This window comes from Streptomyces sp. NPDC005438 (assembly GCF_040606315.1).
Taxonomy (GTDB): Bacteria; Actinomycetota; Actinomycetes; order Streptomycetales; family Streptomycetaceae; genus Streptomyces.
The window spans coordinates 1-25699 of sequence record NZ_JBEXEP010000018.1 but is presented as its reverse complement, the minus strand read 5'-3'; the positions used below and the strand labels follow the sequence as shown (position 1 = coordinate 25699).

22 protein-coding genes are annotated in these 25699 nt (G+C 73.1%); 14 read left to right on the top strand and 8 right to left on the bottom strand.

The genetic code is table 11. From position 1 onward, the window contains the following. Window positions 1–893 precede the first annotated feature (893 nt). Entirely contained in the window at window positions 894–2315 is a 1422-nt protein-coding gene (locus ABZT14_RS25200) for an FG-GAP and VCBS repeat-containing protein (protein WP_356306715.1), read from the top strand. Window positions 2316–2438: 123 nt separating this feature from the next. Here ABZT14_RS25200 and ABZT14_RS25195 read toward each other — a convergent pair whose 3' ends face one another. Continuing rightward, a complete protein-coding gene (locus ABZT14_RS25195) occupies window positions 2439–3353 on the bottom strand; it encodes an A/G-specific adenine glycosylase (protein WP_356306712.1) in 915 nt (304 codons plus the stop codon). Window positions 3354–3541: 188 nt separating this feature from the next. Continuing rightward, window positions 3542–4156, bottom strand: a complete 615-nt coding sequence (locus ABZT14_RS25190; protein WP_356306709.1) for a phosphatase PAP2 family protein — start codon at window positions 4154–4156, stop codon at window positions 3542–3544. A gap of 313 nt (window positions 4157–4469) precedes the next feature. On the opposite strand from ABZT14_RS25190, the gene ABZT14_RS25185 reads away from it, so the two are divergent. After that, complete coding sequence (locus ABZT14_RS25185) at window positions 4470–5300, top strand: hypothetical protein (protein ID WP_356306706.1); 831 nt, start codon at window positions 4470–4472, stop codon at window positions 5298–5300. An 87-nt stretch (window positions 5301–5387) separates the two neighbouring features. On the opposite strand, the gene disA is transcribed toward ABZT14_RS25185, so the two are convergent. Both disA and radA read right to left on the bottom strand, forming a co-directional pair. Next, complete coding sequence (disA, locus tag ABZT14_RS25180) at window positions 5388–6515, bottom strand: DNA integrity scanning diadenylate cyclase DisA (protein WP_356306703.1); 1128 nt, start codon at window positions 6513–6515, stop codon at window positions 5388–5390. Between the two features lie 236 nt (window positions 6516–6751). After that, complete coding sequence (radA, locus tag ABZT14_RS25175; RefSeq protein WP_356306700.1) at window positions 6752–8167, bottom strand: DNA repair protein RadA; 1416 nt, start codon at window positions 8165–8167, stop codon at window positions 6752–6754. Window positions 8168–8414: 247 nt separating this feature from the next. On the opposite strand from radA, the gene ABZT14_RS25170 reads away from it, so the two are divergent. Continuing rightward, the gene (locus tag ABZT14_RS25170; RefSeq protein ID WP_356306697.1) at window positions 8415–10085 is read left to right on the top strand and encodes a sigma-70 family RNA polymerase sigma factor; all 1671 of its coding nucleotides are present in this window, start codon (window positions 8415–8417) and stop codon (window positions 10083–10085) included. Window positions 10086–10127: 42 nt separating this feature from the next. Here ABZT14_RS25170 and ABZT14_RS25165 read toward each other — a convergent pair whose 3' ends face one another. Continuing rightward, window positions 10128–10934, bottom strand: a complete 807-nt coding sequence (locus ABZT14_RS25165; RefSeq protein WP_356306694.1) for a hypothetical protein — start codon at window positions 10932–10934, stop codon at window positions 10128–10130. A gap of 103 nt (window positions 10935–11037) precedes the next feature. Here ABZT14_RS25165 and ABZT14_RS25160 point away from each other — a divergent pair, with 103 nt between their 5' ends. From ABZT14_RS25160 to ABZT14_RS25125, 8 genes are all read left to right on the top strand, one after another. After that, the gene (locus ABZT14_RS25160) at window positions 11038–11976 is read left to right on the top strand and encodes a Ppx/GppA phosphatase family protein (RefSeq protein WP_356306691.1); all 939 of its coding nucleotides are present in this window, start codon (window positions 11038–11040) and stop codon (window positions 11974–11976) included. Continuing rightward, window positions 11960–12748, top strand: coding sequence for a BPL-N domain-containing protein (locus ABZT14_RS25155; RefSeq protein WP_356306688.1), 789 nt, complete (start codon window positions 11960–11962; stop codon window positions 12746–12748). Before ABZT14_RS25160 ends, ABZT14_RS25155 begins: the two co-directional genes overlap by 17 nt. Before the next feature lie 52 nt (window positions 12749–12800). After that, window positions 12801–13673 (top strand): sugar phosphate isomerase/epimerase, encoded by an 873-nt coding sequence (locus ABZT14_RS25150; protein ID WP_356306685.1) that lies wholly within the window; start codon window positions 12801–12803, stop codon window positions 13671–13673. Next, a complete protein-coding gene (locus ABZT14_RS25145) occupies window positions 13666–14307 on the top strand; it encodes a TetR family transcriptional regulator (protein WP_356306682.1) in 642 nt (213 codons plus the stop codon). The genes ABZT14_RS25150 and ABZT14_RS25145 overlap by 8 nt, the downstream gene beginning before the upstream one ends. A gap of 319 nt (window positions 14308–14626) precedes the next feature. Continuing rightward, window positions 14627–16468: a dihydroxy-acid dehydratase gene (gene ilvD / locus ABZT14_RS25140; protein ID WP_356306679.1), complete on the top strand. Its 1842-nt coding sequence runs from the start codon at window positions 14627–14629 to the stop codon at window positions 16466–16468. 368 nt (window positions 16469–16836) lie between these two features. Continuing rightward, window positions 16837–17328, top strand: a complete 492-nt coding sequence (locus ABZT14_RS25135; RefSeq protein WP_356306676.1) for a winged helix-turn-helix domain-containing protein — start codon at window positions 16837–16839, stop codon at window positions 17326–17328. Next, window positions 17325–17618 carry a hypothetical protein gene (locus ABZT14_RS25130; protein ID WP_356306673.1) on the top strand — a complete coding sequence of 98 codons (294 nt, stop codon included), beginning with the start codon at window positions 17325–17327 and terminating at the stop codon, window positions 17616–17618. The genes ABZT14_RS25135 and ABZT14_RS25130 overlap by 4 nt, the downstream gene beginning before the upstream one ends. Window positions 17619–17800: 182 nt before the next feature. Continuing rightward, window positions 17801–19975 carry an MMPL family transporter gene (locus tag ABZT14_RS25125; protein WP_356306670.1) on the top strand — a complete coding sequence of 725 codons (2175 nt, stop codon included), beginning with the start codon at window positions 17801–17803 and terminating at the stop codon, window positions 19973–19975. 182 nt (window positions 19976–20157) lie between these two features. Here the strand turns inward: ABZT14_RS25125 and ABZT14_RS25120 are convergent, their stop codons facing one another. Continuing rightward, window positions 20158–21666 carry a SulP family inorganic anion transporter gene (locus ABZT14_RS25120; RefSeq protein WP_356306667.1) on the bottom strand — a complete coding sequence of 503 codons (1509 nt, stop codon included), beginning with the start codon at window positions 21664–21666 and terminating at the stop codon, window positions 20158–20160. Between the two features lie 135 nt (window positions 21667–21801). Next, the gene (locus ABZT14_RS25115; protein ID WP_356306664.1) at window positions 21802–22179 is read right to left on the bottom strand and encodes a hypothetical protein; all 378 of its coding nucleotides are present in this window, start codon (window positions 22177–22179) and stop codon (window positions 21802–21804) included. A gap of 205 nt (window positions 22180–22384) precedes the next feature. Here ABZT14_RS25115 and ABZT14_RS25110 point away from each other — a divergent pair, with 205 nt between their 5' ends. The 3 genes from ABZT14_RS25110 to proC all read left to right on the top strand — a co-directional run bounded on the left by ABZT14_RS25110 (window position 22385) and on the right by proC (window position 24879). Continuing rightward, entirely contained in the window at window positions 22385–23146 is a 762-nt protein-coding gene (locus tag ABZT14_RS25110; RefSeq protein ID WP_356306661.1) for an ABC transporter ATP-binding protein, read from the top strand. Window positions 23147–23195: 49 nt separating this feature from the next. Further along, complete coding sequence (locus ABZT14_RS25105) at window positions 23196–23933, top strand: ABC transporter permease (protein WP_356306658.1); 738 nt, start codon at window positions 23196–23198, stop codon at window positions 23931–23933. A gap of 133 nt (window positions 23934–24066) precedes the next feature. Then, window positions 24067–24879, top strand: a complete 813-nt coding sequence (gene proC, locus ABZT14_RS25100; protein WP_356306655.1) for a pyrroline-5-carboxylate reductase — start codon at window positions 24067–24069, stop codon at window positions 24877–24879. A gap of 13 nt (window positions 24880–24892) precedes the next feature. Here the strand turns inward: proC and ABZT14_RS25095 are convergent, their stop codons facing one another. Continuing rightward, complete coding sequence (locus ABZT14_RS25095) at window positions 24893–25480, bottom strand: cysteine hydrolase family protein (protein ID WP_356306652.1); 588 nt, start codon at window positions 25478–25480, stop codon at window positions 24893–24895. Between the last annotated feature and the right edge of the window lie 219 nt (window positions 25481–25699).

Here is a 25699-nt window from a genome sequence, read left to right as displayed (position 1 = left end):
GAACGGAGATCGTCCACGCCTGAGGACCGGTTTGTGCGCACCCTCGGGCGTCTCGGAGGAGGTGGTGGAGGGTGGGCTTGGGGGGAAAGGGGGGCTGGGGGAAATCCCCCACAACCAAACCCGTTGCCCAGCCAACCCCGTAGATCCACGCCCCGTAAGCAGCATCCTGATCGACCAAATCCCCGCCCCGCCCCCCAGCACCCCGCCCCCAACGCCCCACCCCGTAACCCTCTCCCCCCCCCACCCAAGACCCCTCCCCTCCAACCCGCGTCCCCTCCAACCCGCCGCAACCTGAGGCCACCACCCACCACCCACACCCACCACGCCCCGGCCCTCCCCCCAAACCCCCTCCCCTGCCAACTTCCCCAAGCCGCACCGCCCCCACCCCACTCAACTCACCCCCAATCCCGGCTTCCCCCACCCAAGCCACAGCCCCCCTCAGCCCAGCCCGGCCCCACTCACGCCCCAGCCCAAGCCGCACCCCCACCCCCACCCACCAAGCACCCACCCGCCTTACGGCCCCACCCCCCAAAGCACCCCCCACCCCCCAAGCCCGCCCTGCTCACCCAACCCCCCCCGCACAACCATCGGTAGCTGTCGGGTGTCTTGCTGATGCGCTGGGTGGACGTTCGCCCGGGGCGGGCGGAGCACCGTAAGCGGCTGGCGTCACCCCTCCGGGGCGGGGCGGGCCCTGACGACCGGACGGCTGAGCGGACGTCGGGGGAGGGACCCGCGTGGGTGGGCGTGACCCCGAACCAACTGGTCGCACTGTTCCGTTCGGCCCGGCCCCCGGCGGGGCTGACCGCGATGATCCGCAACCGCACGACTATCTGCAACGGGAGGAACGCGTGCTTGACCGACGGTCCACAGGAACCCGCAGGAGAGCCAGCACGGTGACGGCACTGGTGGCGGGGGTCACCCTGATCGCGGTACCGGCCGGGGCCGTACCGGGGAGTGGCGGCGAGAAGGACGGCCCCTCCGCCAAGCGGCCGGCCGGGGTTCCGCCGATGGTGGACATCAACAACGACGGCTACGGCGACTCGATCATCTCCGCCCCCTGGGCCAGTGCCAACGGCAAGGAACGCGCCGGCTACGTGGCGATCGTGTACGGCTCGGCCAAGGGCGCCGATCCCGGGCACCGCCAGATCATCCACCGTGACCTGGACGGCATCGAAGGGGAGATCGGCGAGAGCGGCTACTTCGGAAAGCGCACCGTGGCCAGGGACTTCGACGGTGACGGCTTCACCGATGTGGCGGTCCAGTCCTCCGCTTCGGGGAACAACCAGCCGACCATCCTCTGGGGCGGTGAGGACGGGATCACGTCCGGCAGCCAGATCGACGGAGCGCACCGCACCTGGGGCGCCTTCATGACCGCCGGCGACTTCGACGGTGACGGCAACGTGGACCTGGTGGCCCGCAACCTCGATCTGGACGGCGGCCAGTTCCGGGTGCTGTACGGCCCGTTCGACCGTGAGGGGAAACCACGGCGGGGCGAGGTGCCGGACTTCAGCAAGGACAAGAGCATCAAGGACGTGGTGGCCGGTGACGTGAACGGGGACGGCAGGGACGACCTGTTCACCATGCACAACAACGAGTCGCTGCCCGGGCACACCTACTTCTGGAAGGGCGGCGCCGACGGGCTGTCCGTACCGGAGAAGCACTTCGACAAGGCGGTGCACGGCACCGTGGGCGACGTGGACGGTGACGGCTACGGCGACCTCGTCGTCCGGTTGTCGCCCCACTCCCTGGCGGATCTGCCCAGCGATCCGGGGCGGATCAAGGTGCTCTACGGCTCGAAGGACGGTCCGGGCGAGCGGAGCACCACCATCGACCAGGACACCCCTGGCGTCCCCGGTACCAGCGAGACGAGTGACCAGTTCGGCACCGCGTTGACCGCGGGTGACGTCAACGGCGACGGCTACGCGGACATCGGGGTGGGCGTGCCGGGTGAGGGCCTGGACAAGGAGAAGGAGTACACCGGGGCCGTCGTCCTGCTCAAGGGGAGCAAGGGCGGACTGAGCGGGACCGGTTCCCAGGCGTTCCACCAGGACACCCCCGGGGTGCCGGGGGTGGCGGAGTGGGGTGACCACTTCGGCACTGACGTGACCCTGCGGGACACGGACGGGGACGGTCTGGATGACCTGGCGATCGGTGCTCCGCGGGAGGACCACGAGGAGGACAGCACCGGCGCGGCCTGGGTGTTGCGGGGTTCCGGGGGTGGTCTGACCCCGGACGGTGTGGTTTCCTTCTGGCCCGCGCTGCTCGGGATGCCGCAGGAGAAGTACGCCCAGTTCGGGATCGTGACCGGCGACTGACCGGCGGGACGGCCCTTCACGGCCCCGGCCCTTCGTGGGAGGGGGCCGGGTACGTGGGGGTGCGAACGACGTGACGGCGGCCGGGTGCCCGCGTAACTCGCGGGTGCCCGGCCGCCGTTCGGGTCAGCCCCGGGGGAGCCGGTAGAACCCGCCGGGCAGGGGTTCGACCAGTCCGTCGGCCACGAGTCCGTCGAGGGCGCGGGCCCGTTGTACGGGTTCGTGCCACACCTGGTCGAGGCTGGACTGGGGGACGGCGGACACGGATTCGCGGAGTACGGCGAGGAGTTTGCCGCGTACCTGTCGGTCGGTTCCGGCGTAGGTCTGGGTGCGGCGGGGCGGGCCCTGGTGCTCGGGGGAGCCGGCCAGCCGCCAGGCGCACTGGCTGGCGATGGGGCAGCGGTGGCACTGGGGCGAGCGCGCGGTGCACACCAGGGCGCCCAGTTCCATGGTGGCGGCGGCCCATCGGGCGGCGACGGCGGTGTCCTCGGGCAGTATGGCCCGGGCGAGTTTGCGCTCGGCGGCCGTGGTGGCGTTGGGCGGGTACTGGAGGCCGTTGATCGCCCGGGCGAAGACCCGGCGCACGTTGGTGTCCAGTACGGCGTGCCGTTGGCCGTAGGCGAAGGAGGCCACGGCGGCGGCCGTGTACTCCCCGACGCCGGGGAGGGCCAGCAACTGGGAGTGTTCGGTGGGTACGTCGCCGCCGTGCCGTTCCGCTATGGCCGCCGCCGCTCCGTGGAGGCGCAGCGCCCGGCGGGGGTAGCCGAGGCGCCCCCAGGCGCGTACCGCCTCGCCGGGGGCCTCGGCCGCGAGGTCGGCGGGCCGGGGCCAGCGGGCCAGCCACTGTTCGTAGACGGGCAACACCCGGTTGACGGGGGTCTGTTGCAGCATGAACTCGCTGACCATCACTCCCCAGGCCCCCGCTTCGGGGCGGCGCCAGGGCAGGTCGCGGGCGTGCTGGTCGAACCAGTCGACAACGGGCGCGTGCAGGTCGGTGCGGGCCGGTGGGGCCTGGGATGCGTTCTCTGTGGTCGCAGTCATGGCACGTCCGATCCTGACATGTCGGGGCCCGAGAGCCTGAGCCACGCGCCGCAGCGGGCCCACCTTCCTTGTCGATCAAGGGAGTTCCGGGGTCGACGTGCCTGGTCAGTGGCCCGCGAGGGAGGTTCGGCGGCCAGGGAGCCCGCTGGGCCAGCCAGGGCACGGCGGGCCCTGGGGCGTGGCCGGGTTCAGCGGGGTCGCGCGTGGGAGCGGGCGCGGGGGGTGGACTGGAGTAGGGGGCGCAGGGGGCCGTCGCGGAGTCGTTCCATGGCCTGGGCGGCCGGTTCCAGTCCGGCGGCGACCACCACGGCGACGGTGAGGGCGCCGAGTGCCGCTCCGGCCAGCACGTCGTGGGGGTAGTGGACGCCGAGGAACACCCGGGAGAACGCGGTCAACAGGCCGACGGGTACCGCCAGCCAGGCCAGGACCCGCCAGCTGAGGAAGATCGCGGTGGCGGAGCCCACGGCGAGGGTGGCGTGGTTGCTGGGGAAGGACCAGTCGCCGACCTCGGGGCAGGGGGCGACCGACTGTACGGCTCCGGGTACGGCCCGGCAGGGGCGTTCCTCCTCGATGGCGACCTTGGCCACTTCGCTGACCGCGTACGCCAACAGGACGGCCAGCGGGGCCAGTACGGCGAGGGCGATGGCCCGGGCGTCGCCCCTGCGGGCCCGCCACCAGCCGGCGAGGAGGAGGGTCGCGAGGAGCAACAGCCCGCCCTCGGTGCCCATTTCGGCGAGGTGCCGCACCCAGCCGGGGGTGTCCCGGGCGAACTCGGTGACGGACCGGTAAAGCGCGTCTTCCATGGAGGCAAACCTACGGCCACCACGGGGTGTCCCCGTCCGTCGATCGGGACATTCCGGCCACCGACTTTTCCCGGTTTTCGGAGGTCTTCCTCGCTGGCGGAACGGAGGGTACCGCTTGGCTCGGATCCGGTGACCTGTTCGGACGTACCGTCAACTTCCGTACGTAAGTGGGGCGTTGAGGCTCCCGTGTGGGGGAGGGAGCGGTACGGAGAGGCCCTCGAATGGCTCAACCAGTGGCGCTCATGCGAAAAGTTGACGTTCGTTGCGGCGGGTGGGCCTTAGCGGTACGGCTGATGTCTCGTAAGGTTTCCGCGTGGGATCTCTGCGCAATCCGATCGGACCGCTTCCCTCCTCCATCTACTGGCGGCGGAGGGCCGTTGCGCTGGCCATCCTGCTCGGGCTGGTGCTGCTCGTCGTGTGGGCCCTCACCATGGGTGGCGGTGGCGGCGACAAGAAGGCGGGCAACGGACCGGACGGCGGTGGTCCCCCGACCACCATCACCCCCGGCCCCACCTCCTCCGGCCCGGCCATCAGCAGCCGGCCCGGTGGCCGTGACGACGAGGAGGACGCCGGGGGCGGCTCCGGGGGCTCGGGTGGTTCGGGCGGTGCCACCGGGGGCGAGGACGGCGAGGGCTCCGTGGGCGGCTCCGGCAAGAGCGGGGGCGGCGAGGGCGGCGGTGGCTGGACCGGCGGTACCGGCAGTGGGGGCGGCACCGGTGGGGACGGCGTACCGGTGGGCTCCGACCTGGCGGACTGCGAGGACGGGGTGACCGTCTCCCTCAGCAGCGAGAAGAACCGCTACGCCCCGGGTGAGCGGGTGACCTTCACCCTGACGCTGAAGAACTCGGGCAAGAAGGCCTGCAAGGTCGACTTCGGCCGGACCGCGTCGGTGCTGTCGATCAGCGACTCCGACGACGACACCTTCTGGGCGTCCGACCACTGCCCGCCCAGCCGTTCCGCGGTGTACGCGCAGGTGCCGGCGAAGGGGAAGACCACCCGCACCCTCACCTGGAACCGGGGGCCGAGCAAGGCGCGTTGCGCCACCCCCTCGGGGGGCAAGGCCAAGGCCGGCACCTATCTGGCGGAGGTCACGGTGAAGGGGCTGTCCTCGGCGCAGACCTCGTTCGTCCTGACCAAGGACTGACCGGGTCGGGTGCCTGTCGCACCGGCCCAACCGGCCGGTGACGCCCGCCGGTTGGCGGTGCGCCCGCCGGCGGTCCGGGGTTCCGGGTCAGACGTACCGCTCCAGGATCGAGGACTCCGCCAGCCGCGACAGGCCCTCCCGCACCGAACGGGCGCGGGCCTCGCCCACCCCGTCGACCATCTGGAGGTCGTCCACGCTGGCGGCGAGCAGCTTCTGTAGCCCGCCGAAGTGGCCCACCAGGCGTTCGATGACCGCGTTCGGCAGTCGGGGCACCTTGGCCAGCAGCCGGAAGCCCCGGGGGGAGACGGCCGAGTCCATCGCTTCGGGGAAGCCGCTGTATCCCAGGGCCCTTGCCACGGTGGGCAGTTCGAGCAGTTCGGTGTGGGTGAGCCGGTCGAGTTCGTTGAGCGCCTCGTGGACCGTGCGGGAACGCCGACTGGTCGGCTCCGGTACGTAGTCGCGGGCGACCAGCTCGCGTTCCGGCTCCACTCCGGCGATCAGCTCGTCCAACTGGAGCGACAGCAACCGGCCGTCGGTGCCCAGCTCCACCACGTACTCGGCGATCTCGGTGGCGATACGGCGCACCATCTCCAGCCGTTGGGCGACGGAACTGACGTCCCGCACCGTCACCAGGTCCTCGATCTCCAGGGCCGACAGGGTGCCGGCCACCTCGTCCAGCCGGAGCTTGTACCGCTCCAGGGTGGCGAGGGCCTGGTTGGCCCGGGACAGGATGGCCGCCGAGTCCTCCAACACCCGCCGCTGGCCGTCGACATAGAGGGCGATCAGCCGCATCGACTGGCTGACCGACACCACCGGGTACCCGGTCTGGATGGACACCCGCTGGGCCGTACGGTGACGGGTTCCGGTTTCCTCGGTGGGAATGGACGCGTCGGGCACCAGCTGCACCCCGGCCCGCACGATCTTGGTGATGTCGCTGTCCAGGATCAGCGCGCCGTCCAGCTTGCACAGCTCCCGCAGCCGGGTGGCGGAGAACTCCACGTCCAGCACGAAGCCGCCGGTGCACAGCGTCTCCACGGTGCGGTCCATGCCCAGGACGAGCAGGCCACCGGTGTTGCCGCGCAGGATGCGTTCCAGTCCGTCGCGCAGTGCGGTGCCGGGGGCCACGGCGCTGAGTGAGGCGCGCATCAGTCGTTCGGCTCCCGAACCGCCGGCGGCCTTGGTGGTGGGAGCCGCTGCCCGGTCGTTGGCTGCCACTGGACTCCTTCGGTCGTGCCTCTGCCTGTCGGCATGACGTCATCACAACTGTGCCCCACGGCACCGGTGTCGCGCGCCCCACGGCGTGAAGAAGCCGAGGGCGAGCCGTCGACGACCGGGTACGTGGACCGCCGCCGGGGACGGCGCGGCGCCGCGTCTCGGTCGACGACGCCGTCGGGGGACGGGCGAGACCTGGGCAAAGTCTACCGGCGGGGCCCCCTCGCGGGGCCCGCCTCCTACGCGTCGCCCGTGCCGGCGTCCTCCGCTTGTGGCCGGCGTGCCGGGCGGGACGGCAGCACCCGCAGGGCCTCCCCGATGTCGGCGACCTCCCGCACCCGCATCCCCGAGGGGGTCCGCCCCGGGTCGCCGGGCACCAGGGCGTGGGTGAACCCCAGCCGTGCCGCCTCCGACAGTCGGCGCTGCACCCCGGTCACCCGGCGCACCTCGCCGGCCAGCCCCACCTCGCCGATGGCGACCAGGTTCTTCGGCAGCGGGATGTCACTGGCGGCGCTGGCCAGGGCGAGGGCCACGGCCAGGTCGGCGGCCGGCTCGGAGAGGCGTACCCCGCCGACGGTGGCGCTGTAGATGTCCCGCTTGCCGAGGGCCGATATCCGGCCGCGCTGCTCCAGTACGGCCAGCATCATCGACACCCGGGAGGTCTCCAGGCCCGAGGTGGTGCGCCGGGGGGAGGGGATCTGGCTGTCCACGGTGAGCGCCTGCACCTCGGCGACCAGCGGTCGGCGCCCTTCCAGGGTGACGGTCAGACAGGTGCCAGGGACGGGCTCGTCCCGCCGGGTCAGGAACAGGCCGGAGGGGTCGGCGAGGCCGGTGATGCCCTCGTCGTGCAGTTCGAAGCAGCCGACCTCGTCGGTGGCCCCGTACCGGTTCTTCACCCCGCGCACCAGGCGCAGCCGGGCGTGGCGGTCGCCCTCGAAGTGCAGCACCACGTCGACCAGGTGTTCCAGCAGCCGGGGGCCGGCGATGGCCCCGTCCTTGGTGACGTGGCCGACCAGCAGGGTGGCGATGCCGCGTTCCTTGGAGGCGCGGATCAGGGCGCCGGCGACCTCGCGTACCTGGGCCATGCCGCCGGGGGCGCCGTCGATCTCGGCGGAGGCGACCGTCTGCACCGAGTCCAGCACCAGCAGCGAGGGCTTGACCTCGTCCAACTGCCCCAGTACGGCGGCCAGGTCGGTCTCGGCGGCCAGGTACAGCTGGTCGTGCAGGGCGCCGATCCGGTCGGCGCGCAGCCGTACCTGGCTGGCGGACTCCTCGGCGGTGACGTAGAGGGTGCGGTGCTCCTCGCTGGCGGCCTTGGCGGCGACGTCCAGCAGCAGGGTGGACTTGCCGACGCCCGGTTCCCCGGCCAGCAGCACCACCGCGCCGGGCACCAGTCCGCCGCCCAACACCCGGTCCAGCTCGGGCACCTGGGTGCTGCGGGCGGTGGCCTGCCGCCCGTCGACCTGGGCGATGGGCAGCGCGGTGGACGACACCCGGCCGGGGGTGGTGGTCCGTACGGCCGGGGCGCCGCTCTCCTCGACGGTGCCCCAGGCGTGGCACTCGGGGCAGCGGCCGAGCCACTTGGCGGTCTGCCAGCCGCACTCGGTGCAGCGGTAGGTCGGACGGTTGCCCTTGGCGGGCGCTTTACGGGCCATGGGGCCAACCTAGTGGGGCGCGGGGACATCCGGGCCGACGGCCGGTCGGTCACCGGGGGCGGCCGGCCGCCGGTGGGGAGCCCTCGCGGGGTGCCCCGGCGTCAGTCGTGTGTGCCGGGCAAGACCCTTTGGGGGGACGGGAGTTGCACAGGCTTGCCAACGCGGCGGGAAACCGGTCCCTCGTACGGGTTAAAGGTCTCGCACGTCGCCGGCCGGGGAGCGGAACGGGGCCTACCGTCGCCGGGTGATGAGCAGGCGGCGCGACCAAAGATCCTCGGCCACCGGGGCGCATCGTGCGCGTTCGGTGCGCGGCACCACGCACTACCGGCGGCACGAGCCCCCCAGCGAGTCCCGCCGCCGACGCGAGGTGTACCAGCGGTACGAGCCCCACCTGGACGGCCTGTTCACCTACTGCCTGTCGGTGATGTGCGACCACGACGAGGCCATCTCGGCACTGGGCGAGGCGATCGCGGTGGCCGAGCGGCAGCGTGACCGCGACCGTGCCCCGCGCGACCCGGCGATGCACCGGGCCTGGCTGTACTCGCTGGCCCGCTGGGCCTGCCTGCGTCGGTTCGCCGAGCGCGGCGGCGAGCGGTCCCAGAGCCGGCCGCCCGCCTCGCTGAGCAGCCCGGCGGCCACCCAGCGCCGTCGCGAACTGCGGGCCCTGGCCTGGCCGGAGGCGGCCGGCACTACCCCGGGGCAGCGGGAGGCGCTGGAGCTGGCGGTACGCCACGGGCTGCGTCCCTCGGAGGTGGCGCTGGTGCTGGGGCTGGAGACCGAGGCCGCCAGCACGCTGTTGCAGCACGCGGCCTGTGAGGTGGAGCGGACCCGGGCGGCGCTGGCCGTGGTGGAGAACGGGGGTTGCCCGGTGGTGGCCCGACTGGCCGCCGACGACCGGCTGTTGATGGGCACCGCCCTGCGCCGGGAGCTGGTGCGCCACGTCGACGAGTGCTTCGAGTGCCGCAAGGTGGCCGAGGGCGCGATGGCAGCCGTGGCCTGGCCCGGCACCGCCCCCGCCGCGGCCAGCCTGACCGTGCTGGAGGCGCCCCGGCCCACCGTGCACGCTGCCGTGCACGCGGTGCAGCGCGCCCGCTGCGCGCACGTACCCCGCTTCGACCGGCACGGGTTCCCCCAGCACGAGAGTGAGCGGGACGCCCGCCGGGAGCGGATGCGGCACCGGGCGGTGACCACCACGGTGGTCGCCACGGTGATGGCCGCGCCCCTGCTGGCGCTGTGGGCGGCCTACCGGGGCGCGCCCCTGGTGGGGGAGGGGCAGGACCGGGCGCCGGTGTCGGCGGACGACCGGGGTGGCCCGGTCGGCATGGACCCGTACGAGAACGCCGGCCAGGCGGACCGGGTGCCGAAGAGCGACGAGAAGAGGGCTTCGGACCTGCGGGTGCAGGTGAAGGGCGACCGGGACCGTGAGGGTCCGACCCGTGGCCCGGCTGAGGGTGGGGGCGGGCACAGTTCGAGCCCCGGCGGCGGGGACAGCGGCTCGCCCGGCGAGGACCAGGGCGACTCGGCGCGCGGCAGGCTGAAGGTGGACGCCCAGCCCTCGCGGGACGGGGGCACCCTGATCTACCTCACCAACGTCGGGGACGCCCCGGTCGACTGGACGGTCACCAGCGACGCGGACTGGCTGTACCTCAACAACGCCCAGGGCACCCTGCGGCCGGGGGAGCGGACGGCGGTACGGGTGGTGGTGAACCGTGGCCGTCAGCCGGCCGGCCACTGGGAGGCCCGTATCCAGGTCGCTCCCGCCGGCGCGGTGGTGACCCTGGAGGGGCAGGGCCGCCCGTCCCAGCCGGCGCCCTCGCCCACCCGCACTACGCCTCCGGGGTCCGGTGGTCCGGCACACCAGCCCGGGCGGGGCCCCGGCGGTTCCGGCCCGGGGCACGGGCACGGCCACCGGCGCTGAGGCCGCCCGCCCGGGGGGACCCCCGGGCCAGGGGGCGGGTCCTCAGCCCGGCGGGTCGGCCGGGTGGGGGGCCAGCAGGGGCAGCGCCGCGTTGAGGCGCTGCTCGCACAGTTCGGCCAGCCTGGCGTATCCGGCCTCGCCCATCAGCTCGATCAGTTCCGGGCGGTAGGACTCGTAGACGGGTTTCCCCGCGCCGTGCGCCGACGGTGCCGAGGTGCACCACCAGTGCAGGTCGTGGCCGCCAGGACCCCAGCCACGGCGGTCGTACTCGCCGATGGTGACCTCCAACACCTGCTCCCCGTCGGCCCGTTCCACCCACTCGTAGGTGCGGCGGACGGGCAGCTGCCAGCAGACGTCCGGCTTGGTCTCCAGGGGTTCGCGGCCCTCCCGCAGGGCCATGGTGTGCAGGGCGCAGCCGGTGCCTCCGGGGAAGCCGGGGCGGTTGTGGAAGATGCAGGCGCCCTGCCAGCGCCGGGTCTGGCGTTCTCCGTCCTCGTCCTCCTCGACCCAGCCGCTGCTGGTGCCGACCTCGTGGAACTGCCAGGTCTCGGGGGTGAGTCGGGCCACCTCGGTGGCCACCCGCGCCTCGTCGTCCTCGTCGGAGAAGTGGGCGCCCAGGGTGCAGCAGCCGTCGGTGGCCCGGCCGGCGCTGATGCCCTGGCAGCCCTGGCCGAAGACGCAGTTCCAGCGCGAGGTCAGCCAGGTCAGGTCGCAGCGGAAGACCTGTTCCTCGTCGGCCGGGTCGGGGAACTCGATCCACGCGCGCGGGAAGTCCAGCGCGGTCTCCTCGGCTCGGGCGGGGGTCTCGGCCCGCTTGTCGTCTTTCTCCGGCTTGGTCGCCTTCGTCATACCCACGGCTCCAGCGTAGGCCCACCGGCCACCGTCGTGGTGTCGCCGGCCAATGTGTCCGCCCGGTCCACGCCCGCCGTGTCGGGGCAGTAGCGTGCTGTCCATGAGACTCGGAGTCCTCGACGTGGGTTCGAACACCGTGCACCTTCTGGTGGTGGACGCGTACAAGGGGGCGCGTCCGTTGCCCGCCTACTCGCACAAGGCGGAACTGCGGCTGGCCGAACTCCTCGACGAGCAGGGGGCGATCAGCCCGGAGGGCGCCGCCCAGCTGGTGGAGACGGTGCGGGAGGCGAGCCAGGTCGCCGAGGACAAGGGCGTGGAGGAGATACTCCCGTTCGCCACCTCGGCGGTGCGGGACGCCACCAACGTGGAGGAACTCCTCGCCCGGGTCGCCGCCGAGACCGGCGTCAAGCTGGACGTGCTCTCCGGCGAGGAGGAGGCCCGGCTGACGTTCCTGGCGGTGCGCCGCTGGTTCGGCTGGTCGGCGGGGCGTCTGCTGGTGCTGGACATCGGCGGCGGCTCCCTGGAGATCGCGCACGGTCTGGACGAGGAACCGGACGGGGCGGTGTCGCTGCCGCTGGGCGCGGGCCGGCTCACCTCCGCCTGGCTGCCCGGTGACCCGCCCGACCCGGAGCGGGTGCGGGCCCTGCGGCGCCACGTACGGGCCGAGATCGCCCGTACGGTCGGGGAGTTCAACCGCCACGGCACCCCCGACCACGTGGTGGCCACCTCCAAGACGTTCCGCCAGCTGGCCCGGATCGGCGGGGCGGCCCGCTCGGCCGAAGGGCTGTACGTGCAGCGGGAGTTGCACCACAAGGACCTGGAGGAGTGGGTGCCCCGGCTGGCGGAGATGACCGCCGCGCAGCGGGCCGAGCTGCCCGGGGTGTCCGAGGGCCGGGCCCACCAGCTGCTGGCCGGGGCGCTGGTGGCGGAGGGCGCCATGGACCTGTACGACGTGAGCACCCTGGAGATCTGCCCCTGGGCGCTGCGCGAGGGGTTGATCCTGCGCCGGCTGGACCAGCTGCGTGCCGTGGAGCACTGACCGGGCGCCCACCCGGCGTACGGCGCTGCGGGTCGGAGCGGTGGCCGTCCTGGCTCCGGCCGTCGGCTGCGCCGGGGAGGCGGACGCGGGTCGGGCCGGGCGCGCCGAGCGGGTGCTGGTGTACCGGGGGCCGACGTCCCTGGAGGGGTGCCCCGAGTCCGCCGCCGCCCTGCTGCGCCGTGCCCTGCCGGGGGCGCGGGTGGCGTACTGCGGTCCGGGGGAGTCGGTGCCGCTGACCCGGGCGGAACTGGCGCGGGCCACCCTGTACGTACAGCCCGGGGGCGGTGATCTGGCCCCCGCCTGGCGGGAGTTGCGTCCGTACGCCCCGCTGCTGCGCTCCTGGGTGCGCGGGGGCGGCCAGTACCTGGGGATCTGCCTGGGCGGCTACCTCGCCGGCCGGCCGGGGCTGGACCTGCTGCCCGGCCGGGTCGAGCGTTACCTCGACGCCCCCGACGCCTCGGTCCCGGACGAGCGGGACACCGTGGTCGCGGTCCGGTGGCGGGGGCGACGGCGGCGGATGTACTTCCAGGACGGGCCGCGCTTCGTGCTGGACACCGCCTCCGACCGTTCCCGGGTGACCGTGCTGGCCCGGTACGACACCGGTGACCCGGCGGCCCTGGTGGCGGCCCGTGGTCGGGGCCGGGTCGGGGTGGTGGGTCCGCATCCCGAGGCCGACGCCGAGTGGTACCGGGACGAGGGGCTGCGCAACCCCGAGGGGGTGCGCTTCGACCTCGGGGTGGACCTGGTGCGGGCCCTCCGGGCCGGCGCGTGAGACGTGTCACCGGGCGTCGGGGCTGTCGGCCGGTCCCCTTAGGCTGTGCTCCGTGGCGGAACCAGCGGTGCGTGTCCCGAAGGTGAAGGTCGCGCTGTCCACGGCCTCGGTGTATCCCGAGTCCACGGCGGCGGCCTTCGAGATCGCGGGACGTCTGGGGTACGACGGGGTCGAGGTCATGGTGTGGACCGACCCGGTCAGCCAGGACGTCGAGGCGTTGCGGCGGCTGTCCGAGCTGCACGGGGTGCCGATCCTCGCGGTGCACGCCCCCTGTCTGTTGATCACCCAGCGGGTGTGGTCCACCGACCCGTGGACCAAGCTGGTGCGGGCCCGTTCGGCCGCCGAGTCGCTGGGCGCCTCCACCGTGGTGGTGCATCCGCCGTTCCGCTGGCAGCGGTCGTACGCGCGGGAGTTCGTGCGCGGTATCTGGCGGATGGCCGACGAGACCGAGGTGCGGTTCGCGGTGGAGAACATGTACCCGTGGCGGTACCGGGACCGTGAGATGCAGGCGTACGCCCCCGACTGGGACCCCACCAAGGAGGACTACCGCCACTTCACGGTCGACCTGTCGCACACCTCCACCGCCCGCAACGACGCCCTGGCCATGGTGGACCGGATGGGCGACCGGCTGGGGCACGTGCACCTGGCCGACGGTCGGGGCTCGGGCAAGGACGAGCACCTGGTGCCCGGTCGCGGCACCCAGCCCTGCGCGGAGCTGCTGGAGCGGCTGGCCACCAACGGGTTCGACGGCCACGTGGTGGTGGAGGTCAACACCCGGCGGGCGATGTCCGCCGAGGAGCGGTACGCCGACCTGGCCGAGGCCCTGGCCTTCACCCGGCTCCACCTGGCCGCTCCGGTACCGGGCTCGGGCGCCGGCGAGCCCTCCGGCACCCGGGTGCCCCCGGGGCGGGACGCCGATGGCTGAGGGCGCCCGGCGCAGGGGGCGGCCCTCGCTGCAGGAGTCGGCCGACGGCCCCGGCAGCCGGGAGCGGATTCTGGCCTCCGCCCGCGCCGAGTTCGCCCGGCACGGGTACGACCGGGCGTCGATCCGGGGCATCGCCCGGGGCGCGGGGGTGGACCCGGCCCTGGTCCACCACTACCTCGGCACCAAGGAGCAGGTGTTCGTGGCCGCCGTGGAGCAGGCGTTCCGGCCGGCCCTGGCGGTGGCCGAGGCGCTGCCGGCGGGGGACCGCGAGGGGCTGGGGGAGCGGGTCGTGCGGGTGGTGTTCGGTGTCTGGGAGGACCCCGAGACCCGTGAACCGCTGCTGGCGATCGTACGGTCGGCGATGATCAACGAGACGGCGGCCGAGCTGTTCCGGGGGATGGTGACCCGGCTGCTGCTGGAGCGGCTGGCCGGCGAACTGCCGGGCGAGGACGCCCCGTTGCGGGTGGAGTTGGCGGTCGCCCAGCTGGTGGGCACCGCCATCCTGCGTTACGTGATCAAGGTCCGTCCGCTGGCGCAGGCGGACGTGGAGCAGCTGGTGCGCCGGCTCGCCCCGGTGGTGGAGCACCACCTGTACGGGCCGGAGCCGGGCGCGTCCTGGCTGACCGGCGGCTGAACCGTACGTCTCATCATCCGGTGGAGGCGTCTGGATCCCGGACGGAGGGCGTACGCTCAAAGGAGCCCCGTGGGCGCCGGGCCGTATCCGAGGGCCCCGCGCGGGGCGCGCCGCCAGCCGGTTCGCGGTGACCCCGCGCCCCGGCACCGGTGACCGCCCGGACCCCGGGCGAGCGCGCCGGGGTGGGCATCGCCCGCCCCCGGTACGGCAGGGTTTCCGGGTCCCGACTCCACCAGCCCGGCCCGTGCCTTCCATCCACCTCGGACGGCGGGACAGTCGTGAGCCCGCCCCCCATCCGTACGCACAGGGAGTGGACACCATGCCCCAACTGAGGTCCCGCACCGTCACCCACGGCCGCAACATGGCGGGGGCGCGAGCCCTTCTGCGCGCGGCGGGCGTAGCGCGCGAGGACTTCGGCAAGCCCATCGTTGCGGTGGCCAACAGCTTCACCGAGTTCGTGCCCGGGCACACCCACCTCCAGCCGGTGGGGCGGATCGTCTCCGAGGCGGTCAAGGAGGCCGGCGGGGTGCCCCGCGAGTTCAACACGATCGCGGTGGACGACGGTATCGCCATGGGGCACGGCGGGATGCTGTACTCCCTGCCGTCCCGGGACCTGATCGCCGACTCGGTGGAGTACATGACCGAGGCGCACTGCGCCGACGCCCTGATCTGCATCTCCAACTGCGACAAGATCACCCCCGGGATGCTGATGGCCGCGATGCGGCTGAACATCCCCACCGTGTTCGTCTCCGGCGGCCCCATGGAGGCCGGCAAGGCGACCCTGGTGGACGGCACGGTGCGCACCGGACTCGACCTGATCTCGGCCATCGCCGACTCCGCCTCGGACCAGGTCTCGGACGAGGACATGTCCCGTATCGAGGAGGCGGCCTGTCCGACCTGTGGTTCCTGTTCGGGCATGTTCACCGCCAACTCGATGAACTGTCTGACCGAGGCGATCGGGCTGGCCCTGCCGGGCAACGGTTCGGTGTTGGCCACCCACACCGCCCGCAAGGAGCTGTACCAGGAGGCCGGCCGTACGGTGGTGCGGATCGCCCAGCGCCACTACGAGCAGGACGACGTGACGGTGCTGCCCCGGTCGGTGGGCTCCCGGGCGGCCTTCGAGAACGCCATGGCCCTGGACATCGCCATGGGCGGCTCGACCAACACCATCCTGCACCTGCTGGCCGCCGCCCAGGAGGCCGGGCTGGACTTCGACATGGCCGCCATCGACCAGCTGTCGCGCCGGTTGCCGTGCCTGTCGAAGGTCGCCCCCAACGGCACGTACCACATGGAGGACGTGCACCGGGCGGGCGGCATCCCGGCGATCCTGGGCGAGCTGTACCGGGCGGGTCTGCTGAACGAGGACGTGCACACCGTGCACGCCCCCTCGCTGGCGGACTGGCTGAAGAACTGGGACATCCGGGGCGGCTCCCCCTCGGCCGAGGCGCTGGAGATGTTCCACGCCGCCCCCGGCTGCGTGCGCTCCGCCACGGCCTTCTCCCAGTCGGAGCGCTGGGAGTCGCTGGACACCGACGCCGAGCACGGCTGCATCCGCTCGGTCGAGCACGCCTACAGCACCGAGGGCGGCCTGGCCGTGCTGTACGGCAACCTGGCCGAGGACGGCTGTGTGGTGAAGACCGCCGGAGTGGACGCCTCCATCCTCACCTTCACCGGCCCGGCCGTGGTGGTGGAGTCCCAGGAGGAGGCGGTGGACGCCATCCTCACCAAGCGGGTCACCGAGGGCGACGTGGTGCTGATCCGGTACGAGGGTCCCAAGGGCGGGCCCGGGATGCAGGAGATGCTCTACCCCACCTCGTTCCTCAAGGGGCGGGGCCTGGGCGCCAAGTGCGCGCTGATCACCGACGGCCGCTTCTCCGGCGGCACCTCGGGGCTGTCCATCGGCCACGTCTCCCCGGAGGCGGCGGCCGGCGGCACCATCGCCCTGGTGCGCTCCGGTGACCGTATCCGCATCGACATCCCCTCCCGTTCCATCGAACTGCTGGTGTCGGACGAGGAGTTGGCCGCCCGCCGGGAGGCGTTGGGCGGCCGGTACGCCCCGGTGGACCGGGACCGCAAGGTCTCCACCGCGCTGCGGGCGTACGCGGCCATGGCCACCAGCGCCGACAAGGGCGCGGTGCGCGACGTCGACAAGCTGGGCTGAGCCCGCCCGGTTCCGCGACCAGTCCGACCAGGGCCCGGTCATCCCGTAGGGGACGGCCGGGCCCTGGTCGTGTGCGAGGCCGGTTCCGGTGGCCGGGCCGTACCCGTCCTGACCTGGGCCTCGGCCGGGATCGGGGGCGGCGACGGCCGCCGGTGCCGGGGTGGGTGGTGGCGGCCGGGTGCCGGGTGGGGCGTGGTTCCCCGTACGCTCCCTGAGTTCTCCCCGAGTCGACCCTGACATGTGTCAGATTCTTTTGACACGGGTCAGGGTGCCTGTCAGTTTGGAATGACACCCCACGGATGACAGATGAAACACCGAAGCGCCAGCACACAGCGCCCCCCAGCGGGCACACCCGGGAAGGGGCCGCGATGAACGCCGACCAGCCCCCCGACGGCGACCAGCTGCTCCGCGTCCTGTCCGCGCTGGACAACCCGCACCGGCTGCGGATCATCGCCGCACTGGGCGCCGGCCGGAACTACGTCAGCCAGCTCGCCCGGGAGATCGGCATCGGCCGGCCCCTCCTCCACATGCACCTGCAACGGCTGGAGGCGGCCGGACTGGTCGTCGGCTCCCTGGAACTGTCCGAGGGCGGCAAGGCCAGGAAGTACTTCGAAGTGGCCCCCTTCCGGTTGGAGTTGAGCCCCGAGCTGATCGCCCGGGCGGTACGGACCCTCCAGGGCGGGGGAGCCGGCCCGGGCCCCGACACCGACCGGGAACCGGCCGAGGCGGACGGGGCCCCGGAACCACCCCGGGCCGAGGCGGACGCCCCGACCGAGGAACGACACGAGAAGCACGCCGAACACGAGAGACACGCAGAACACGCCGAACACGCGGAACACGAGAAAGAGGAAGCGCAGTGAACGATGACCAGTTGGTCGACATCGCGGCGGGCGACCCCGCCGGAGTCTGGGCCGCGGCCCTGGGCACCGCCGGCGTCTTCATCCTGCTGATCGTCCTGGTGTGGCAGATCGCCGCCACCTGGCGGGCCCGCATGTTGGCCGCCCGCGAGGACCAGTACCGCCAACTCGCCCAGCAGTACGCCCGGTTGCTGGAGGACAACGTCGAACTCCACCGACGCACCCTGGAGGAACTGCAACAGACGCGGACCTCCCTGACCTCCATGGAACGCATGATGAAGGAGATCGAGTGACCCTGGCCGGCTGACCGCCCGGGCACCTCCGCCCGGCGCGCCACACGGCCCCGTACAGACCCACACACCCCCGCACGGCCCCCGCAACGGGCCACGGCCGGGAGCTGGCACTCCCGACCGTGGAAACGAGCCGAACATCCGCGACCCCTCGCGTCCATCCGCACTCATCCAGGAGCCTACCCATGCCCGCCCCCGTACCGCCCCCGCCATCCGTCCCCGAACCCCCACCCGACCGGCGAAGCCGCCTCCGTACGGCCCTGGTCACCCTGCCCGCCGGGCGCCGCGCCAAGTTCTGGGTGCTGGCCCTGTGGGTGCTCGCCGCCCTGGCGCTCGGCCCCCTCGCCGGCAAGCTCGGCGACGTGGAGGAGACCGGCCCCAACGCCTTCCTGCCCGGCGGCTCCGAATCAGCCCGGGTCAACACCGAGTTGGAGCGGTTCCGGGGCCAGGACGACCTGGTGCCCGCCGTCCTCGTCTACACCCGCGACGGCACCCGCACCACAGAGGCCGACGCCCGCCACGCCCGCGCCGACCGGGACGCCCTGGCCCCGCACGTGGCCCGGGGACAGCAGGCCACCTGGCCCCTGCCCTCCCGGGACGGCCGGGCCCTGATGGTGGTCCTGCCACTGTCCGACCAGGAGGGCCTCACCGACCGGGTGGACGAGATCCGCGACTCCCTGGCCGCCAACGCCCCGCCCGGCCTGGAGGTACGGGTCGGAGGTCCGGCCGGCTCCCTGGTCGACCAGGTACGGGTCTTCGACTCCCTGGACGTCACCCTGATGACAGCCACCGGCTCGGTGGTGGCCGTACTGCTGCTGCTCACCTACCGCAGCCCGGTGCTGTGGCTGCTGCCCCTGCTGTCGGTCGGCTTCGCCGCCGTACTCACCCAGTCCGGCACCTACCTGCTGGCCCGGTACGCCGGACTGCCGGTCGACCCCCAGAGCGCCGGCATCCTGATGGTGCTGGTCTTCGGCGTCGGCACCGACTACGCGCTGCTGCTGATCGCCCGGTACCGCGAGGAACTCCACCGCCACTCGGACCGCCACCGGGCGATGGCCGTGGCCCTGCGCCGCTCCGGCCCGGCCGTACTGGCCTCCGCCTCGACCGTCGCGGTCGGCCTGCTGTGCCTGGGCCTGGCCGACATCAACTCCTCCCGCTCCCTGGGCCTGGTCGGGGCGGTCGGCGTGGTCTGCGCCTTCCTGGCCATGGTGACCGTGCTGCCCGCCGTACTGGTGGTCGCCGGGCGGTGGGTGTTCTGGCCGTTCGTCCCCCGCGAGGGCACCCCGGTGCACGGCCACCGCACCACCTGGGAGCGGATCGGCGCCCTGATCTCCCGGGCACCGCGCCGCTCCTGGCTGGCCTCCGTCGGGGTCACCGTCGTCCTCGCGGCCTCCGCCTCGGGCATCACCATGGGGCTGACCCAGGCCGAGATGTTCTCCGACAAGCCGGAGTCGGTGGTGGCCCAGGAGAGGATCGCCGCCCACTTCCCCTCCGGCTCCTCCGACCCGGCCACCGTGCTCACCCGAGCCGGCCAGGCCGAACGGGTACGGGAGGTCGCCGCCCGGGTGGACGGCGTCAGCTCCGCCCGCGTCGACCAGCGCACCCGCGACGGCCAACTGGCCAGCCTCAGCGTGGTGTTGGACGACGACCCGGACAGCGCCCGGGCCCGCCACACCGTGGAACGGCTACGGGACCAGGTCCACCGGGTGGACGGGGCACGGGCCCTGGTCGGCGGCACCACCGCCGAGACCCTGGACACCCAGCGGGCCGCCGGCCGCGACCTGAGGGTGGTGATCCCCGCCGTACTGGGCGTGGTGCTGCTGGTCCTGGTCTGGCTGCTGCGCTCCCTGGTCGCGCCCCTGCTGCTGTTGACCACCGTGGTGCTGTCGTACTTCGGCGCCCTCGGCGCCTCCCACCTGATCTTCGAACACCTGCTGGGCTTCGCCGGCGTCGACTGGTCCATCCCGCTGATGGGCTTCGTGTTCCTGGTGGCCCTGGGCGTCGACTACAACATCTTCCTGATGACCCGGGTACGCGAGGAGACCCGGCGCCACGGCCCCCGCGCCGGCGTCCTGCGCGGACTGGTCAGCACCGGGGGAGTGATCACCTCCGCCGGGGTGGTACTGGCCGCCACCTTCGCGGTGTTCGTCACCCTGCCCCTGGTGACCATGGCGGAGATCGGCGTACTGGTCGGGGTCGGCGTACTGCTCGACACCTTCCTGGTACGCACCGTGCTGGTGCCCGCGCTCGCCCTCGACCTGGGCCGCTGGACCTGGTGGCCCGGCCGGATCGCCGACCCCCCGTCCGCGAAGGAGGTGGACGCGCCCACCCCGGCGGACCCGGTACGCCCCCACGCCTGACCCCGGGGGCCACGTCCAGATGCACGTGCAGCCACGACGGCGCTCGGTCGCATCGGGCACCAACCGCCGCTCCGGCAGCGGCCCACCAGGCCCAGCCACAACAGGCGCGTGGGCACCCGCAAGAAGGTCGCGGCCACCCCAGGGGCCGGCCCGCCACCACAGCGGGCCGGCCCCCGGCCGGCTCAGCCCACCCGGGCCACCGCCTCCGCGTCGACCTCCGCCCCACGCCGCTCGGCCCAGCCCTCCAGGGCGGTACGGCAGGCGTGGTCCACGTGCCGCAACCCGCTCAGGTCCAGCTCCACCCGGCGCTCCTCGGGCAGCGCCTCCAACTGGTCCAGCAGCCTCGGCAGCCGCAGGAAGGTGGCGTTGCCCCGCACCCGTACCCGCAGGGGCCGCCCCTCGCCCTCGTCCCGCACCTCCAGGTGCACGTGCGAGGTCTCCCAGGCCGCCTTCACCACCGCCGTCAGCAGCCCGAGCACCACCCCCTCGAACAGGTTGGTGGCCACGATCGCCAGCGCGGTGACCACCAGCACCACCGCCTCACCCCGGTGCGCCCGCCACAGCGGCCCCAACTCCCGGAACGGCAGCAGCTTCCAGCCGGCGTGCACCAGCACCCCCGCCAGCGCGCACACCGGGATCACCCCCAGCGCCCCCGGCACCAGCACCACGAACAACAGCAGCCAGGCCCCGTGCAGCACCCGCGACCACCGGGTACGGGCCCCGGCCGAGACGTTCGCCGAACTGCGGACGATCACCGCCGTCATGGGCAGCGCCCCCAGAGCCCCGCAGACGCTGTTCCCCACCCCCTGGGCCAGCAGTTCCCGGTCGTAGTCGGTACGGGGACCCCGGTGCAGCCGGTCCACCGCCGCCGCGCTGAACAGCGTCTCGGCGGAGGCGATCAGCGCGAAGGCCAGCACCGTGCCGACCACCCCGACCTCGGCCAGCCGCCCGAAGTCGGCCAGCCCCGGCGGCTGCACCGTCTCCAGCACCCCGCGTACCTCGACCCGGTCCACCTCCAGACCCAGCACGGCCACCGCGAGGGTGGCCAGCGCCACCGCCGCCAGCGGACCGGGCACCGCCCGGGCCCCCGCCTTCCACCGGGGCCACAGCACCAGCACCGCCACGGTCACCGACCCCACCCCGAGGGCGGTCAGCTGCGGCGTCGAGGTCAGCGCCCCACCCACCAGGGAGGGCAGGCCGGCCAGGTTCTCCGGGCCACCACCCGGGGCGTTCCGGTCGGCCAGGGTGTAGACCTGCCCGGCGATCAGCACCAGTCCGATGCCGGCCAGCATCCCCTGCACCACGGCCACCGAGATGGCGCGGAACCAGCGCCCCCACCGCAGGGCGCCCATGACCAGTTGCAGCAGTCCGGCACACAGCACCAGGACGCCCAGCGTCTCCAGCCCGTACGCCCGCACCGCCTCGTACACCAGCACCGTCAGCCCGGCGGCCGGGCCGCTGACCTGGAAGGTGCTGCCGGGCAGGGCGCCCACCAGCAGGCCGCCCACGATGCCGGTGACCAGGCCGAGTTCGGCCGGTACCCCGGAGGCGACGGCCACCCCCACGCACAGGGGCAGCGCCACCAGGAAGACGACCAGGGAAGCGCTGACGTCGGCGCGCAGCCAGTCCCACCTGCCCGGCGGGGACGGGGCGTCGGCGCCGGCGGCGCCGACCTCGGAATCAGATCGCATGGGTACTCCCAACCTCCGTGCGGCAGGCGCCGTCAGGGCAGCGCGTACCGCGGGTTCACAAGGACGTGACGGGCGTCGGACGCCCGTGAGCAAGCCGTGAACGTCCGCCCCGGGCGGGGGCGGCGTGGGTCGGGATCAGCAGCGGAACACCATGGACCGGGTCCGGGGCGCTATCGGCCCGTGGGGAGGGGATCCGTCCTCGCGAGGGCGCTCCACCCGGCGCGCGTACAGCGGACACAGCACCAGCGGGGCGGTACGGACACAGCCGGGGCGCGCACCGGCCCCGTGCGCCGGCGGCTGCCCCCGGCCGCCACGCCGGGACTCGCAGTTGTGCTCCTTGGTCTCCGAGGGGGACTTCTCCTCGTGGACCGACAGGGACTGGGCGGAGCGTGACGTCGCGGAACCGCCGGCGGGGCTCTGGGCCGTGGCCCCCGCCACGGTGAACAGCACCGTGACCAGGGCGGCGAACACGGCCAGCGCCCTCCGTGAACGGTGCCGCGTACGGCGGTCCATCGTCGCCCTCCCTCGGCGGCAGGTGGACATCGGGCCCCATTGTGTCCAGAGGGAGGTGTCGTTCGGCAACACGCACCGTCGGCTTGACGTAAACAGTGCGTTACTTTCGGCCGCCCGGCCGAGTGCCGTCAGGCGCGCCGTCGGGCGCCCCGGCGCCACCGCGTCCGCCTTGACGGTCGACCGGCACGGGAGGATTATTCAACGCATGATGAATAAACCGGGGGTGCCCGCCCTCCACGCCCGCCACCTCACCGTCGTACGGGGAGGCCGCACCGTCCTGGACGACCTCGCCTTCGACGTCCACCCCGGCACCGTCACCGGACTCCTCGGCCCCTCCGGCTGCGGAAAGTCGACCCTGATGCGCGCCGTCGCCGGCACCCAGGCCAGGGTCACCGGCACCCTCGACGTCCTCGGCCACCCCGCCGGCACCCCCGCGCTGCGCTCCCGGGTCGGCTACGTCACCCAGTCCCCGTCGGTGTACCAGGACCTGACCGCACGTCAGAACCTCGACTACTTCGCCGCCGTACTCGGCACCCCCCGACGAGAACGCCCCGCCCAGGTCGAACGCGCGCTCACCCAGGTCGACCTCACCGGCCACGCCGACTCCCTCACCGGCAACCTCTCCGGCGGCCAGCGCGGCCGGGTCTCCCTCGCCGTCGCCCTCCTCGGCTCCCCCGACCTGCTGGTACTCGACGAACCCACCGTCGGCCTCGACCCGGTGCTCCGCCGGGACCTGTGGGCCCTCTTCCACCGCCTCGCCGAGGACCACGGCACCACCCTGCTGATCTCCTCGCACGTGATGGACGAGGCCGACCGCTGCCAGCGACTGCTGCTGATGCGCGAGGGCCGCGTGCTCGCCGAGGACACCCCGGAGAACCTGCGCCGCACCACCGGCAGCGACACCGTCGAGGGCGCCTTCCTGCGCCTCGTCGACCAGCGGTCCGACCCCGCCACCACCGCCGGCTGACCCGGCCCCCGGCCGTACGACCAGCCAACTCCCCCCAACGGAGCCTGAGATGAGCCCTCACCGCACCCTCGCCACCGCCCGCCGGGTACTCCGCCAGCTCGGACACGACCCCCGCACCATCGCGCTGCTGCTGCTGGTCCCCGTCCTGCTGCTGACCCTGCTGTACTGGGTCTTCGACGCCAACCCCCGCCAGTTCGACGCCATCGGCGCCTCCCTGCTGGGCGTCTTCCCCCTGGTGACGATGTTCCTGGTCACCTCCATCGCCACCCTGCGCGAACGCACCACCGGCACCCTGGAACGACTGCTGTCCATGCCCCTGGGCAAAGCCGACCTGATCCTGGGCTACGCCCTCGCCTTCGGACTGCTCGCCACCGTCCAGGCCTCCCTGGCCACGGTCACCGCCGTCTGGCTGCTGGACCTCGACATCGCCGGCTCCGCCTGGCTGTTGCTGCTGGTGGCCCTGCTCGACGCGCTGCTCGGCACCGCCCTGGGACTGTTCGTCTCCGCCTTCGCCAACACCGAGTTCCAGGTGGTCCAGTTCATGCCGGCGATCATCTTCCCGCAGATCCTGCTGTGCGGACTGTTCGCGCCGCGCGACTCCATGCAACCCGTACTGGAGGCCGTTTCCCACGTCCTGCCCATGTCGTACGCCGTCGACGGCATGACCGAGGTCCTCACCCACCCCGACATCACCGGCACCTACGTACGGGACCTCACCGTCGTCGCCGGCAGCGCCCTGCTGGTCCTCCTCCTCGGAGCGGCCACCCTCCGCCGCCGTACTCCCTGACGGTCCACCACCCGGACCCTGCCCGCCCGGCGGGGTACGGGGTGCGAAGATGACCACTGCGCGATCACCGGGCGGTACGCACCCACCCGGCGGCGCGCGCCCACCGCACCACGGCACGGACGAGGTGACCCCGTTGACCACCCAGAAGATCGCCGTACTCGGCACCGGCAAGATCGGCGAAGCGCTGGTCTCGGGAATGATCCGCGCCGGATGGGCACCGGCCGAACTCCTGGTCACCACCCGTCGACAGGAACGCGCCGACCAACTGCGCCAGCGCTACGGCGTCACCCCGGTCACCACCGTCCAGGCCGCTACCGAGGCCGACACCCTCATCCTCACCGTCAAGCCCCAGGACATGTCCGCCCTGCTGGACGAGCTGGCCCCGCACCTCCCCGAGGGCAAGCTGGTCATCACCGCCGCGGCCGGAGTCCCCACCACCTTCTTCGAGGAACGCCTCGCACCCGGTACGGCCGTGGTCCGGGTCATGCCCAACACCCCGGTACTCGTCGACCAGGGCATGTCCGTCATCTCCGCCGGCAGCCACGCCACCGACGACCACCTGGTACGCGCCGAACAGATCTTCCAGCCCGTCGGCCAGACCCTGCGGGTGCCCGAGTCCCAACAGGACGCCGCCACCGCGCTGTCCGGCTCCGGCCCGGCCTACTTCTACTTCCTCGTCGAGGCCATGACCGACGCCGGCATCCTGCTCGGTCTGCCCAGGGACAAGGCCCACGACCTGATCGTCCAGGCCGCCGTCGGCGCCTCCACCATGCTCCGGGACAGCGGCGACCACCCGGTGACCCTGCGCGAGGCGGTCACCTCCCCGGCGGGCACCACCATCAACGCCATCCGCGAACTGGAGAAGCACGGCGTACGGGCCGCCTTCCTCGCGGCCCTGGAGGCCGCCCGCGACCGCAGCCGCGAACTGGCCACCGGCAAGGGCTGACCGCGAAGGCGGGTCAGCCGCCGACCGCCGCCAGCACCTCCGAGGTACGCACCACCCGGGCGAACCCGCCCCCGTGCAGCGACACCGCCGTACCCCGCGCCAGCTCCTCGGCGGTCAACCGCCACCCCCAGGGCCCCTCCAGGTCGAAGGTGTACGTGGCGTCCAGGGGCACCCACACCTCGTACCCCAGGTTCCCCGCCATCCGCGCGGTCGTCTCCACGCACATGTTGGTCTGCACCCCCACCACCACACACTGGTCGACCCCGACCTCCCGCAACCAGCGGTCCAGGTCGGGTGTCCCCAGGAAGGCGGAGTTCACCGACTTGGTCACCAGCAGCTCCGCACCGGATCCCCGCCCCCGCCGCCGCTCCACGAACCCCCTCAACGCGTTCCCCGCACTCTCCGCCCGCAACGGCGACCCCGGCTCCCGGGAGTCGTGACGTACGAACACCACCGGCCGCCCCGTCTCCTGCCACCGGTCCAACAGCGCCTCGATGTTCCCCTCCGCCTCCGGCTGGTTGCGGCGCCCCCAGAACTCCGCGTCGGCGAAGCCCCGTTGTACGTCCACCACGAGCAGCGCGGCCCGTTCCGAGATCCCCATAGGGCCACCCTCCGCGCGAGGGGCACGTGCCGACCAGTGGCGAAAAGCCCGGGTCACCCCAACTTCCTGCCACCGCCGCACCGCTGGTCAGGCCGACGTCAGCCCCTGGTCAGGCCCTCGTTCCACCGAGTTTGGTGGTGGTGGGGTGCTGGTGTAGTGTCCTCCGGGTCGCCGACGGGGCTGTGATCTTGTTGGTGGCGTTTTTGTCGCTGTTCGGCG

Excerpts from the sequence above, each read along its gene's own strand:
- ABZT14_RS25170 (WP_356306697.1), top strand. The coding sequence starts at position 8,415 with ATGAGCAGGCGGCGCGACCAAAGATCCTCGGCCACCGGGGCGCATCGT.
- radA (WP_356306700.1), bottom strand. The coding sequence starts at position 8,167 with ATGGCCCGTAAAGCGCCCGCCAAGGGCAACCGTCCGACCTACCGCTGC.
- ABZT14_RS25110 (WP_356306661.1), top strand. The coding sequence starts at position 22,385 with ATGATGAATAAACCGGGGGTGCCCGCCCTCCACGCCCGCCACCTCACC.
- ABZT14_RS25195 (WP_356306712.1), bottom strand. The coding sequence starts at position 3,353 with ATGACTGCGACCACAGAGAACGCATCCCAGGCCCCACCGGCCCGCACC.
- ABZT14_RS25160 (WP_356306691.1), top strand. The coding sequence starts at position 11,038 with ATGAGACTCGGAGTCCTCGACGTGGGTTCGAACACCGTGCACCTTCTG.
- ABZT14_RS25120 (WP_356306667.1), bottom strand. The coding sequence starts at position 21,666 with ATGCGATCTGATTCCGAGGTCGGCGCCGCCGGCGCCGACGCCCCGTCC.
- ABZT14_RS25095 (WP_356306652.1), bottom strand. The coding sequence starts at position 25,480 with ATGGGGATCTCGGAACGGGCCGCGCTGCTCGTGGTGGACGTACAACGG.
- ABZT14_RS25135 (WP_356306676.1), top strand. The coding sequence starts at position 16,837 with ATGAACGCCGACCAGCCCCCCGACGGCGACCAGCTGCTCCGCGTCCTG.
- ABZT14_RS25190 (WP_356306709.1), bottom strand. The coding sequence starts at position 4,156 with ATGGAAGACGCGCTTTACCGGTCCGTCACCGAGTTCGCCCGGGACACC.
- ilvD (WP_356306679.1), top strand. The coding sequence starts at position 14,627 with ATGCCCCAACTGAGGTCCCGCACCGTCACCCACGGCCGCAACATGGCG.
- ABZT14_RS25115 (WP_356306664.1), bottom strand. The coding sequence starts at position 22,179 with ATGGACCGCCGTACGCGGCACCGTTCACGGAGGGCGCTGGCCGTGTTC.
- ABZT14_RS25165 (WP_356306694.1), bottom strand. The coding sequence starts at position 10,934 with ATGACGAAGGCGACCAAGCCGGAGAAAGACGACAAGCGGGCCGAGACC.
- ABZT14_RS25125 (WP_356306670.1), top strand. The coding sequence starts at position 17,801 with ATGCCCGCCCCCGTACCGCCCCCGCCATCCGTCCCCGAACCCCCACCC.
- ABZT14_RS25145 (WP_356306682.1), top strand. The coding sequence starts at position 13,666 with ATGGCTGAGGGCGCCCGGCGCAGGGGGCGGCCCTCGCTGCAGGAGTCG.
- ABZT14_RS25105 (WP_356306658.1), top strand. The coding sequence starts at position 23,196 with ATGAGCCCTCACCGCACCCTCGCCACCGCCCGCCGGGTACTCCGCCAG.